The following is a 12,259-nucleotide window of genomic DNA, read 5'->3' as shown; positions in this document are numbered from 1 at the left end:
ACATGCGCAAGGCCCGGTGCAAGGCTGGAAAATCGCGGCCCGGCGGCGCTGGTTTTATCCTTGAGCGAGCAACCGTTTACGCTGGTATCTTTCGTCATTCCCGAGCGGATGAAAAGGCAATAACGTGCTATCGATTGAATAAATTATGTTAAATTCGCGAAAATTAATGCAATGAGCCTCAGAATCTGAGAAAAATCTCAATTGCTTTGAACCGGGCGAATTTCAGCTAAGCTCTTGTAAAAATTCAATCAATCTATTTTCACCCGCGGTGGATGCGGCGCGGTGCGCAACAAATTTCAACAAGGAGGGATCCGTGACGGACCTGATGAATTTTATTAATAATATTTTGTGGGGTTCAGTACTGATTTATTTGCTGCTCGGTACCGGCATTTATTTCACCCTGCGCACCCGTTTTATCCAGGTCCGCCATTTCAGCCATATGTTCTCGGTGCTTAAGCACAGTAACAAGAGCGACAGCGCGGGGATCTCCTCCTTTCAAGCCTTGTGTACCACGCTGGCCGCACGGGTCGGCACCGGCAACCTGACCGGCGTGGCAATTGCCCTTACCGCCGGTGGCCCGGGTGCCATCTTCTGGATGTGGGTAGTGGCGTTTATCGGCATGGCCACCTCCTTTGTTGAAAGTACCCTGGCGCAGCTCTATAAAACCAAAGACCAACAAGGTAACTACCGTGGCGGCCCGGCTTACTATATGGAGAAAGGGTTGGGCATGCGCTGGATGGGCGTGATGTTCTCCATCTTCCTGATCATCGCCTTCGGCCTGGTGTTCAACGCCGTTCAGGCCAACTCCATCGCCCAGGCCTCCGCCGTCGCCTTCCACGCGAAACCACTGTATGTCGGTCTCGGTCTGGTGGTCCTGAGCGGTATCGTGATCTTCGGCGGCATTCGCTCCGTGGCCCGCGTGGCAGAACTGGTGGTGCCCGTGATGGCCGCAGTTTATTTACTGCTGGCCCTCTGGGTGATTGGCCATAACATTGAGCATATGCCGGCGATCCTCTCGCTGGTGGTCAAAAGCGCCTTCGGGCTGCAGGAAGCGGCAGCCGGTGCCGTCGGTTACGGTATTTCACAAGCGATGACCCAGGGTGTTCAGCGTGGCCTGTTTTCCAACGAGGCCGGTATGGGCTCGGCACCTAATGCGGCGGCTTCCGCCTCACCTTACCCACCGCATCCGGCCTCGCAGGGCTATGTGCAGATGCTCGGGGTGTTTATCGATACCATCGTGATTTGCAGCGCAACCGCTGCGATCATTCTTTCTTCCGGCGTATTGGATCAGCCGGTGGCCAACATCAGCGGTATCGATATGACCCAGCGTGCACTGTCCACCGCCGTCGGCAGTTGGGGCTCGCCGTTTGTCGCTATCGCCATTTTCTTCTTCGCCTTTACCTCGATTATCGCCAACTATGCCTATGCCGAGAGCAATCTGCTGTTCCTGGAGCGCAACCACCCGGCCGGCCTGCTGATTTTCCGTTGCGCCGCACTGGGTATGGTGATGTTTGGTGCACTGGCCGAACTGCCGGTGGTGTGGAAAATGGCCGATACCTCAATGGCTTTGATGGCCATCACCAACCTGACGGCGATCCTGCTGTTGTCACGCGTGGCGCTGAAGTTGGCTAACGATTATCATCGCCAGAGAACGCTGGGAAGACTGCCCACTTTCGACGCCAACCGCTTCCCTGAGTTGAAATCCCAGCTTGAACCGGGCGTGTGGGACAAAAATTAACTTTTGCGGGCGCGGCTGGCACGCGCCCTGCCTATCAGACCCATTGACCCTTTTTCCCGCGCTTTTTGCTACAGTATCCGCTCTTGGATAAACAGGATCTGGCCATGCTCGTTATTATTTCACCTGCAAAAACTCTTGATTACGAAAGCCCGCTGGCAACCGAACGCTTCACCCAGCCGGAGCTACTGGACAAATCGAAACAGTTGATCAAAATCTGCCGCGACCTGACGCCGGTGCAAATCTCCAGCCTGATGGGCATCAGCGATAAACTGGCTGGCCTGAACGCCGCGCGCTTTGGCGACTGGAAACCGAAATTCACCCCGGACAATGCCCGCCAGGCACTGTTGGCGTTTAAAGGCGATGTTTATACCGGCCTGCACGCGCAGGATTTCAGCGAAGATGACTTTGATTTCGCCCAACAGCATCTGCGCATGCTGTCCGGACTGTACGGCGTGCTGCGTCCGCTTGATCTGATGATGCCTTACCGTCTGGAGATGGGTATCAAGCTGGAGAATGCCAAGGGCAAGGATTTGTACAGTTTCTGGGACGAGCAGATCACCAAGAAGCTCAACGAGGCGCTGGAACAACAGGGGGACGACATGGTGGTCAACCTGGCTTCCGACGAATACTTCAAATCGGTGAAGCCGGCCAAACTGCATGGCACGCTGATTAAACCGGTGTTCCTCGACGAGAAGAACGGCAAATACAAAGTGATCAGCTTCTACGCCAAGAAAGCGCGCGGACTGATGAGCCGTTTTATCATCAAAAATCGCCTGACCCAGCGCGAACAACTGCTTGATTTTAACCTGGAAGGCTACGCTTTCGACCCGGCTAATTCCAAAGGCAACGAATTGGTGTTCAAACGCCCCGAGCAGTGAAATACCCGCCCATAAAAAAGCCGTCGCAATGACGGCTTTTCGCTTTTATATCAGGGCAGAGCCCCACGCAAGTCAGGCAGGCAGAGCCATCAGGAACTTACGCAGTTCGCCAAAACCGGCCGGCAGGCTGTGGGACAGCAGCGGCAAATCGGCACGCAGCGCCAATGCCTTCGGCAGCGGCAGTTCCTGACCGAGGATTTCCTCAACGCTCTCTTTGAACTTGGCCGGATGTGCCGTGCCGAGGAACAAACCAAACTCCCCTTCTTGCAACTGGTCACGCAGCGCGCGATAAGCGATTGCCGCGTGCGGTTCGGAGAGGTAACCCAGCTTCGCCAGCTCACGCATGCTGTCCTTGGTGGTTTCGTCACTGACCGTGGCATGACCCAGCTCTTTCAACTGCCAGATCTTACGACGGAACAGCTCCTCGACCCGCGGCCAGTTGTTCGGCTGACTAACATCCATGGCATTGGACAACGTAGCTACCGTGGCATGCGGCTGCCACTGACCGTTAGTCAGGAAGCGCGGTACGGTGTCGTTGGCATTGGTCGCGGCGATAAAACGCTTCACCGGCAGGCCCAATGATTTGGCCAGCAGGCCGGCGGTCAGATCGCCGAAGTTGCCGCTGGGTACCGAGATCACCAGTTGATTACGGGCTTCCTGCGGCAGTTGCGCCACCGCTTCAAAGTAGTAGCAAATTTGCGCCAGCAGACGGCTGATGTTGATCGAGTTGGCCGAGTTCAGGTGCAGCGCTTCTTTCAGCTCCTGATCGTCAAATGCCTGTTTCACCAACGCCTGGCAGGCGTCAAAGTCGCCGTCGATCGCCACGGTGTGGATGTTGCCACCCAGGGTGCAAAACAGCTTTTCCTGCAGCGGGCTGATTTTGCCCTGTGGATACAGGATCACCACACGCACATTCTTCAGGCCGTAGAAAGCATGGGCCACTGCCGCACCGGTATCCCCGGAGGTCGCGGTCAGGATAGTCACCGGCTCATCGCCCGCCACTTCTGCCAGCATTTGCGCCATAAAGCGGCCACCGAAGTCTTTGAACGCCAGCGTTGGACCGTGGAACAGTTCCAGGCAGGCAATGTCGTCTTCCACTTGCGCCACCGGTGCCGGGAACTCAAAGGCTGCCGCAACACGCTTACGCAATGCCTCCTCAGAGACTTCATCACCAATAAACGCCGACAGGATGCGGCTACTGCGAGTGACAAAATCCTGTTCCAGCAGATGGTCGATTTCAGTCAGCTCAAACTCAGGCAAATCCAGCGGGAAAAACAGCCCTTGCTGCTTGCCCAGGCCCTGTTTGATCGCCTGTGTAAAGCTGACCTGCTCGTTATGATCCTTAAGGTTGTACAGTTTCATGCGTTATCCCAGTAGTCGTGCGCCTGCGGTATCCAGGCGGCAAATATGAACAAAACCTTCGTCGTTTTGCAGATAGTGATTAGTCAGCCAGTCGGCCATACGTTGTGCGGTCGCGCCGTCATCACAGACGGCGAACAGCGTCGGGCCGGAACCGGAAATACCACAAGCCAGCGCACCGATATCCTGGGCAGCCTTGCGTGCGTCGGCAAAGCCCGGCAACAGGCGGGTGCGGTAGGGCTCGGCAATCACGTCCTGCATCAGTTTGGCGGCCAGCTGCGGCTGTTGGGTATGGCAGGCGTGGATAAAGCCCGCCAGATAGCGACCGTGGCTGATACAGTCCTGACGACGATACTGCGCGGGCAGGATCGCACGCGCTTCGGCGGTGGATACCTTGATGCCCGGGTAAGCCATCACCCACAGCCAGTCTTTAAAGCATGGCACTTCCTGGCTGATGAAGCCTTCTTCTTCCAGCATCAGTTGCAGGCCGCCGAGATAGCAAGGCGCCACGTTATCGTAATGCACGCTGCCGGAAATGCGGCCTTCCAACTCGCCCATCAGGCCCAACAGCGTCATTTTGTCCAGCGGGCGGTTGCAGAACTCATTCATCGCCATCAACCCGGCGACCACCGAACAGGCGCTGGAACCCAGCCCTGAACCGATTGGCATGTTTTTCTCGAGCCGCATCGCCACCGGGATCTGCTGACCGATTTCCTGGCAGAAACGCTCCCAGCACTGGTAGACAATATTCTCTTTCGGGTCATCCGGCAGTTTGCTGACGAAGCGCCCGGCATTCTGCAGACTGAACGTTTCGGCGGCCTCTACACTGACGCAGTCGCCCAGTAAGGTCCCGTCGATCGGCGACACTGCTGCACCCAGAACGTCGAAACCGACGCTGACGTTACCAATTGAGGCCGGCGCATACACCTTAACCATATTAAACTCCCAACTTCCATGACAGTGTGCGCAACAGGTCGGCAAACACCCCCGCTGCGGTCACATCGTTACCGGCGCCGTAGCCGCGCAGCACCAGAGGCAATGGCTGATAGTAGCGGCTGTAGAAAGCCAAAGCGTTCTCGCCGTTCTTCACTTTATACAACGGATCGTTACCGTCTACCGCATCTATACGTACCTGGCAGCGGCCATTTTCGATCACCCCGACATAGCGCAATACCTTGCCTTGCTCGGCGGCGTTGGCCACGTTGCGGGCATACTCTTTGTCGAGCTCCGGCAGGCGCGCCATAAAGGTTTCCACGTCACCGGTGGCATCAAAGGAAGGCGGCAGCACCGACTCAACCTCAATGTCCGCCAATTCCAGTTTGTAACCCGCCTCACGGGCCAAGATCAACAGCTTGCGGGCAACGTCCATACCGGAAAGATCGTCTCGTGGATCCGGCTCGGTATACCCTTTGGCTTTAGCCTCCAGGGTCGCGGCCGACAACGACATACCTTCGTCCAGCTTGCCGAAAATAAATGACAGCGAACCGGACAGGATACCGGAGAAACGCGTCAGTTCGTCACCGGCGTTCAGCAGGTTTTGCAGGTTCTCGATCACCGGCAAGCCCGCACCGACGTTGGTGTCGTACAGGAACTTGCGACGTGAACCGGCAGCGGCGGTGCGCAGCTGTTGGTAATAGTTCATCGATGAGGTATTGGCTTTTTTGTTCGGTGTCACCACGTGGAAACCATCGGCCAGGAAATCGGCGTATTGATCGGCCACCGCCTGGCTGGAGGTACAGTCGACAATCACCGGATTCAGCAGGTGGTACTCCTTCACCAGGCGGATCAGGCGACCGAGGTTGAACGGCTCCTGCGCACCGGCCAGCTCATCCCGCCAGCTTTCCAGTGCGATGCCGTGTACGTTGGTCAGCATGGCGCGTGAATTGGCGATACCGCACACCCGCAGATCGATATGTTTTTGTTTCAGCCACGGCTGCTGACGGTAGATCTGTTCGATCAACGCGCCACCCACGCCGCCGACGCCGATGACAAACACTTCAATCACCTGATCGGTGTTAAACAGCATCTGGTGACAGACGCGAACGCCGGTAGTGGCGGAGTCATTGCTGACCACTACAGAGATGGAACGCTCGGAAGACCCCTGGGCAATAGCGACAATGTTGATATTGGCGCGCGCCAGTGCGGAGAAGAAGCTGGCCGAAATGCCGCGCAGGGTGCGCATGCCATCGCCAACGACCGAGATGATCGCCAACTGTTCCATCACGTCCAGCGGCTCCAGCAGGCCGTCTTTCAATTCAAGATAGAACTCGTCCTCCAGCGCTTTACGCGCACGTTGCAGCTCACTCTGCGGTACGCAGAAGCTGATGCTGTATTCAGAGGAGGACTGGGTGATCAGTACCACCGAGATACCGGCACGCGACATCACGGCGAACACTCGCGCAGCCATACCGACCATGCCCTTCATTCCCGGCCCGGATACGTTGATCATCGCCATGTTATTCAGGTTGGTGATGCCCTTCACCGGAGTTTCGGTATCCAAATTTTCGCCGCCGATCAGCGTGCCCGGGGCCTGCGGATTGGCGGTATTTTTGATCAGGCAAGGGATTTGGAACTGGGCGATGGGAGCGATAGTACGGGGGTGAAGCACGCTGGCGCCGAAATAGGAAAGCTCCATAGCTTCCTGGTACGACATCGATTTCAGCAACCGGGCGTCCGGGACAGTGCGTGGATCGCAGGTATAAACGCCGTCAACGTCGGTCCAGATTTCACAACAGTCGGCGCGCAAGCAGGCTGCCAGTACCGCCGCAGAGTAGTCAGAGCCGTTACGGCCCAGCACCACCAGTTCCCCTTTGTCATTACCGGCGGTGAAACCGGCCATCAGCACGATGTTATCCGCCGGGATTGCCGCAGCGGCGATACGCAGTGTGGATTCGGCGATATCTACCGTGGACTCCAGATAGTGCCCCTGTGCCAGCAGCTTCTCCACCGGGTTGATCACCGTAACCGGGAAACCCTTGGCACGAAACACCCCTTCCATGATGGCAATGGAGAGCTTCTCACCGCGGCAGATGATGGCCGCATTCACACTGTCCGGGCATTGCCCCAGCAGCGCAACGCCGTGCAATACCTGCTTGAGTTGTGAAAACTCTTGGTCGACCAGGGTTTTGAGACGATCGTACTCAAAGCCTGGCAGCGCCTGCGTCAGGCCGCTCAGCAGGTCGGCAAAGATGCGTTCTGCATCGCTCATATTTGGCAGAATGTCCTGCCCCGCTACCGTTTTTTCAATCATCGCCACCAAATGGTTGGTGATTTTAGCCGGAGCGGACAAGACCGTGGCCACCTGTCCCTGACGTGCGTTACTTTCCATGATGTCGGCAACGCGCAGAAAACGTTCTGCATTCGCTACCGAGGTTCCGCCAAATTTCAGCACTCGCATTTCTTATCTCTCCCGAATTTAAGCCGAAAAAAAAGCCCGCACTGGTTAGGTGCGGGCTTTTTTCTTTTGTTTCCTGTACGCGTCAGCCCGCCCCGTTACCTGTGGTATCGGTGGTGGTAATAATTGTTGTGTTCAGGCTGATATTTCGCATTTTGTCTGTCTGTCTCATTAATTACTCTGTCCCCTCTATTGGTTAAAGCAATCACTATCCCAAGTCAAATTATTTCTTGTTTTTGCTTGTTTATCACCCAGCAGCGCAACTGGGCAATGCGATAGTCAAAAAGCCAAATGACAGAATAAAAAGACAGACAGGTAACAGTTTTATAGTGGATCACACTGCCTAACTAGCCCAGTTTGCGGGTATCACTTTGTCAATTTTTTTTCGATGTCATGCAGCAAAGTATGCAACATCGCGGTATCGCGCTGCTGTAACGCGCCAAGCCGCTGATGCAACCAATCGCGTAATTTTTGATCGTCACTGACCTCCAGTGCCGTCAATAATCCCTCGGCTCGCTGACGCAACGCCTTGAGCTGGCCCTCATTGGCCGCCGGCTCCTGCGGTGCGCTAACATTCATCAGCTCCGATAATTGATAGCAATACACCATCACTGCCTGGCCGAGATTCAACGAAGGGTAATCCGCCTGCATCGGCACGCCGGTCAACAGATCCGCCAGTTCCAGCTCTTCATTGGTCAGGCCTGAATCTTCACGGCCAAACACCAACGCCGCCTGACCTACCCATTGGCTGCGCTCATTCAACTGACCCAGCAGTTGCTGCGGCGTACAGTAATAATGGAAACGCGCGCGGCTGCGGGCAGTGGTGGCAACGGTGAAATCCACGTCCACCAGCGCCTGCTCAAGAGTGGCAAAAGTTTGCACGCCGTCGAGGATATCCCCCGCCCCATGCGCAACCCAGCGAGCCGCCGGTTGCAGGTGCGCTTCGCTGTCGACAATGCGCAACGAAGTGAAACCCATGGTTTTCATTGCCCGCGCCGCAGCGCCGACGTTTTCCGGCCGCGCCGGAGCCACTAAAACAATATGAAGCTGCATCAATACTCCACTGAATGAGGGATCGCGTATTTTTGACTGTTTGGGATAGTCTGATTATATTTACATCTGTGCAACAATAATCCCGGAGAACACGATAGACGGAGTTAAATGGATTATTGACCTGATAAATTGCGCGTAATACATATTATTGCTACTTATGTTTTACTACGCTTATTAATCAAAGCGTTAAAAGAAGCCATTTATCAACAAGCCAATAATTCTACCTCATTAGGTGCCACAATGCTGAATCGAACACAGAATTTAGGGTTCTGTGACTTAAGCTGGCATTTCTGTAAGTGTTTTTCACAAAACTGTTAACGTGCTACAATTGAATTTGATATATGTCAACAAACCTTAGTTTTGTTGGGTGATGAATTCGGTGTGCACTGTTATATTGCTGTTAATACGGTTAGGATATGCACCGTTTTGGCACCTTTGGGGATGTAAGGAATAGCGCCCCAACCAAGCTAGCGATCTTGTTGACATGGGATGGAAAGTGCATCAAGAACGAGTTTACGTACTTTAGTCATTGGGTAGCAGGGAACGTGAGCGCTAATCTCTGCCCTCCGCTATGAAAACAAAGACTTCTGTACTTCCTATTTTCTATTTTGTTGGCAATTTTAGGTAGCATATATGCAGACCCCGCACATTCTGATTGTCGAAGACGAGCTAGTCACTCGTAACACCCTGAAGAGCATTTTCGAGGCGGAAGGCTACGTTGTTCATGAAGCCAATGATGGTGCAGAAATGCACAACATCCTGTCTGAAAATGATATCAATCTGGTTATCATGGACATCAATCTGCCAGGCAAAAATGGCCTGCTGTTGGCGCGTGAATTGCGCGAACAGGCCAGCGTTGCGCTGATGTTCCTGACCGGCCGTGATAACGAAGTTGATAAGATCCTCGGATTGGAAATCGGCGCTGATGATTACATCACCAAGCCGTTCAATCCGCGTGAACTGACCATTCGCGCACGCAATCTGCTGTCACGCACCATGAACCTGGGCAGCGTCGGCGAAGAACGTCGTCTGGTTGAAAGCTACAAATTCAATGGTTGGGAGCTGGACATCAACAGCCGCTCACTGATCAGCCCAGCGGGTGAGCAGTATAAACTGCCACGCAGTGAATTCCGCGCCATGCTGCACTTCTGCGAAAATCCGGGCAAGATCCAATCCCGTGGCGATCTGCTGAAGAAGATGACTGGCCGCGAGCTGAAGCCACATGACCGCACCGTGGACGTGACCATCCGTCGCATCCGCAAGCACTTCGAATCGACACCGGACACGCCAGAAATCATCGCCACCATTCACGGTGAAGGTTACCGTTTCTGCGGTGATCTGGAAGAGTAAGTTTCCCGCGTTAAAATATTTGGGGTTCCATCGAACCCCAAATCTTATTTTGCCTCACCCCAAGGGATGATCGGCACGGCGCTCAGCGCATTCTTCGGTGAACCATCCACCACACGATCTGAATAGCTCAGATAAATCAACGCATTGCGAGTTGCATCGTAGAAACGCACCACCTGCAGTTTCTTGAACACCAGCGACGTTCGTTTCTGGAACACCACGGTCCCTTCCGCCTTACCATTTTTGATTTTATCGTTCAGCGCAATCGGCCCGACCTGCTGGCAAGAAATGGCAGCATCCGCGGTATCTTCCGCTAATCCCAGCCCACCTTTGATGCCACCGGTTTTTGCCCGGCTGATATAACAAGTTACATTTTTAACATCAGGATCATCGAAGGCTTCCACCACAATTTTATGGTCCGGACCAAAGAGTTTGAATACCGTATCGACCGATCCAACCTGTTCTGCCTGCGCGCTATTTACCGTTGCGCAAACTAAACCAAACAAAAATATCCATCCTTTTTTCATTCACTTAACTCCAATAGCCTGAATCCTGAAAATAGACGCAGGCAATCAATATTGTTTATGTTTTAGGTCACAGAATAGGGATCTTTCCAGTCCGCACCGATCTTTTTAGCACAGAGCGTGAAAAAAATCTTTGAGAGTCTCGGAGGAAAAAAATTGCTATTATGCGGCGTCGTTATATCTTTGCGCCCGTTTAGGTGTGCCCCTGTCCAACCCTTGCGCAACGCGCTGCAAGAGGCAAAGAGTGCTACGCAAAATGGCTCATGGATTGGTCTGATAGCGCAAGCACCAGCGTAATGAATAAACAGTTCGGGTCCCTACCCTAAAGCTCTACGAGGAAGATCTATGGATCAAGCCGGTATTATTCGTGATCTGCTTATCTGGCTGGAAAGCCATTTGGACCAGCCCCTGTCATTGGACAACGTGGCGGCCAAAGCAGGTTACTCTAAATGGCATTTACAACGGATGTTTAAAGATATTACCGGTAACGCCATCGGCGCTTATATCCGGGCAAGGAGATTATCCAAGGCTGCGGTGGCGCTGCGTTTAACCAGTCGACCAATTTTGGATATCGCCTTACAGTATCGCTTCGACTCGCAGCAGACATTTACACGCGCATTTAAGAAACAGTTTGCCCAAACGCCAGCGCTGTACCGCCGAGCCGAAGACTGGAGCGCATTCGGCATCTGTCCGCCGATCCGCCTGGGTGCCTTTACTCTGCCGCAGCCAGAATTTGTTACCTTGCCGGAACAGCAGTTGATTGGCCTGACGCAAAGCTATTCCTGTACGCTGGAGCAAATCTCTCACTGTCGTACCGAATTGCGTTCACAATTCTGGCGCCAGTATTTGGGCGAAGCTGAAACGCTACCGCCGGTACTGTACGGGCTGCACCATTCACGCCCGAGTCAGGAAAAAGACGACGAACAGGAAGTGCTATACACCACAGCGCTGGAGCCACATCACGTGCCGGCAAAGATCGTGGCCGGACAGCCACTGGTGCTGCAAGGTGGCGAGTACGCGATGTTCAGCTATGAAGGCCCGACCTCTGGCCTGCAAGACTTCATTCTGACCGTGTATGGCACCTGCCTGCCGGCGCTCAAACTCACGCGCCGTAAAGGGCACGATATTGAGCGCTTTTATCCCAAGGGTGACCGTCGGCCACCCCAACCGCCGACCGAGATTAACTGCGATTATTTGATCCCGATCCGCCGTTAACGCTGCAGTTCGTCCAGCGCGGGCGTGTCCAGATGCGTGACATCGCCCGCCGTTTCGACGATCCAGCCAGAAGCCAACCATGGGCTCTGCTGATGATCGACTCGCGACAATGAACAGTTGCGTAAACGCAGGCGGCGTTCTGCGTAAGCCGGTAATCCGAGTACGGTGCTGATTAAACAGCCCAAAGCGATACCGTGGCTGACAATCAACGGTTTGCTGCCCTCAGGCAACATCAGGCAGCTTTCCAGCGCCTCGCGCATCCGGTCACCCAGCTCACTCATGGATTCACCTTGAGGGATCCGGCCGTCGGCAGTACCATCGACCATCTGCTTACGCCACTGTTCTTCCTGTGGCGTCAGGCTGTCGATCAGGCGCTCTTCCAGCACCCCCATATGCAACTCACGCAAACGTGGATCGGTTATCACCTCGCAGCCGCAAGCCTCTGCGATGATTTGCGCGGTGCGTCGGGTACGCCCCAGATCGCTGGTAATCACGTGCGTGATGCCTTGTTTGCTGACGCGCTGGGCAACCAGACGAGCCTGATGTTCACCGTTAGCGGTCAACGGGCTGTCGGACTGTCCCTGGATACGGCGAGCCGCATTCCATTCCGTTTCGCCGTGGCGAACGAGGTATACCTGTAACATTTTGCTTTTCCGTTATACTGCGTGAAACCTGAGTTTATCGTCGTCAGATGCCGCTTGCGCAAGCGTCTGACGTAGTGAATAGGCTCTTAGCTTAAGGATGCCAAACC

11 protein-coding genes and 1 other annotated feature are annotated in these 12,259 nt (G+C 54.5%); of the genes, 4 read left to right on the top strand and 7 right to left on the bottom strand.

Annotated features, from left to right (window positions below):
• The first annotated feature begins 313 nt into the window (after positions 1-313).
• Both NHG65_RS03035 and yaaA read left to right on the top strand, forming a co-directional pair.
• Positions 314-1,738, top strand: a complete 1,425-nt coding sequence (locus tag NHG65_RS03035; protein ID WP_129934203.1) for an alanine/glycine:cation symporter family protein — start codon at positions 314-316, stop codon at positions 1,736-1,738.
• A 104-nt stretch (positions 1,739-1,842) separates the two neighbouring features.
• A complete protein-coding gene (yaaA, locus tag NHG65_RS03030) occupies positions 1,843-2,616 on the top strand; it encodes a peroxide stress protein YaaA (RefSeq protein WP_283602557.1) in 774 nt (257 codons plus the stop codon).
• Positions 2,617-2,688: 72 nt separating this feature from the next.
• On the opposite strand, the gene thrC is transcribed toward yaaA, so the two are convergent.
• The 5 genes from thrC to NHG65_RS03005 form a co-directional block, all read right to left on the bottom strand.
• Positions 2,689-3,978, bottom strand: coding sequence for a threonine synthase (thrC, locus tag NHG65_RS03025; protein WP_099063135.1), 1,290 nt, complete (start codon positions 3,976-3,978; stop codon positions 2,689-2,691).
• A gap of 3 nt (positions 3,979-3,981) precedes the next feature.
• Entirely contained in the window at positions 3,982-4,911 is a 930-nt protein-coding gene (thrB, locus tag NHG65_RS03020) for a homoserine kinase (protein WP_099063136.1), read from the bottom strand.
• Between the two features lies 1 nt (position 4,912).
• Positions 4,913-7,372: a bifunctional aspartate kinase/homoserine dehydrogenase I gene (gene thrA, locus NHG65_RS03015; protein ID WP_099063137.1), complete on the bottom strand. Its 2,460-nt coding sequence runs from the start codon at positions 7,370-7,372 to the stop codon at positions 4,913-4,915.
• A gap of 25 nt (positions 7,373-7,397) precedes the next feature.
• Positions 7,398-7,516: a sequence feature (Thr leader region), on the bottom strand.
• Entirely contained in the window at positions 7,455-7,523 is a 69-nt protein-coding gene (gene thrL / locus NHG65_RS03010; RefSeq protein ID WP_071998276.1) for a thr operon leader peptide, read from the bottom strand. It overlaps the preceding feature by 62 nt.
• 212 nt (positions 7,524-7,735) lie before the next feature.
• Positions 7,736-8,422, bottom strand: a complete 687-nt coding sequence (locus NHG65_RS03005; protein ID WP_499182932.1) for a tRNA/rRNA methyltransferase — start codon at positions 8,420-8,422, stop codon at positions 7,736-7,738.
• 633 nt (positions 8,423-9,055) lie between these two features.
• Here NHG65_RS03005 and arcA point away from each other — a divergent pair.
• Positions 9,056-9,772, top strand: a complete 717-nt coding sequence (gene arcA, locus NHG65_RS03000; RefSeq protein WP_064798650.1) for a two-component system response regulator ArcA — start codon at positions 9,056-9,058, stop codon at positions 9,770-9,772.
• A gap of 44 nt (positions 9,773-9,816) precedes the next feature.
• On the opposite strand, the gene creA is transcribed toward arcA, so the two are convergent.
• Positions 9,817-10,296 (bottom strand): protein CreA, encoded by a 480-nt coding sequence (gene creA, locus NHG65_RS02995; protein WP_099063139.1) that lies wholly within the window; start codon positions 10,294-10,296, stop codon positions 9,817-9,819.
• A 342-nt stretch (positions 10,297-10,638) separates the two neighbouring features.
• Between creA and robA the strand changes: the two genes are divergently transcribed.
• Positions 10,639-11,508 carry an MDR efflux pump AcrAB transcriptional activator RobA gene (robA, locus tag NHG65_RS02990; RefSeq protein WP_099063140.1) on the top strand — a complete coding sequence of 290 codons (870 nt, stop codon included), beginning with the start codon at positions 10,639-10,641 and terminating at the stop codon, positions 11,506-11,508.
• Here the strand turns inward: robA and gpmB are convergent.
• Positions 11,505-12,152 (bottom strand): 2,3-diphosphoglycerate-dependent phosphoglycerate mutase GpmB, encoded by a 648-nt coding sequence (gene gpmB, locus NHG65_RS02985; RefSeq protein ID WP_099063141.1) that lies wholly within the window; start codon positions 12,150-12,152, stop codon positions 11,505-11,507. The two genes, robA and gpmB, sit on opposite strands and share 4 nt — an antisense overlap.
• Positions 12,153-12,259: the final 107 nt, after the last annotated feature.

The sequence above is a fragment of the Serratia myotis genome, assembly GCF_027474885.1.
Taxonomy (GTDB): Bacteria; Pseudomonadota; Gammaproteobacteria; order Enterobacterales; family Enterobacteriaceae; genus Serratia; species Serratia proteamaculans.
The sequence above is the reverse complement of the archived record's forward strand: the minus strand, read 5'-3'. Positions and strand labels throughout refer to the sequence as shown.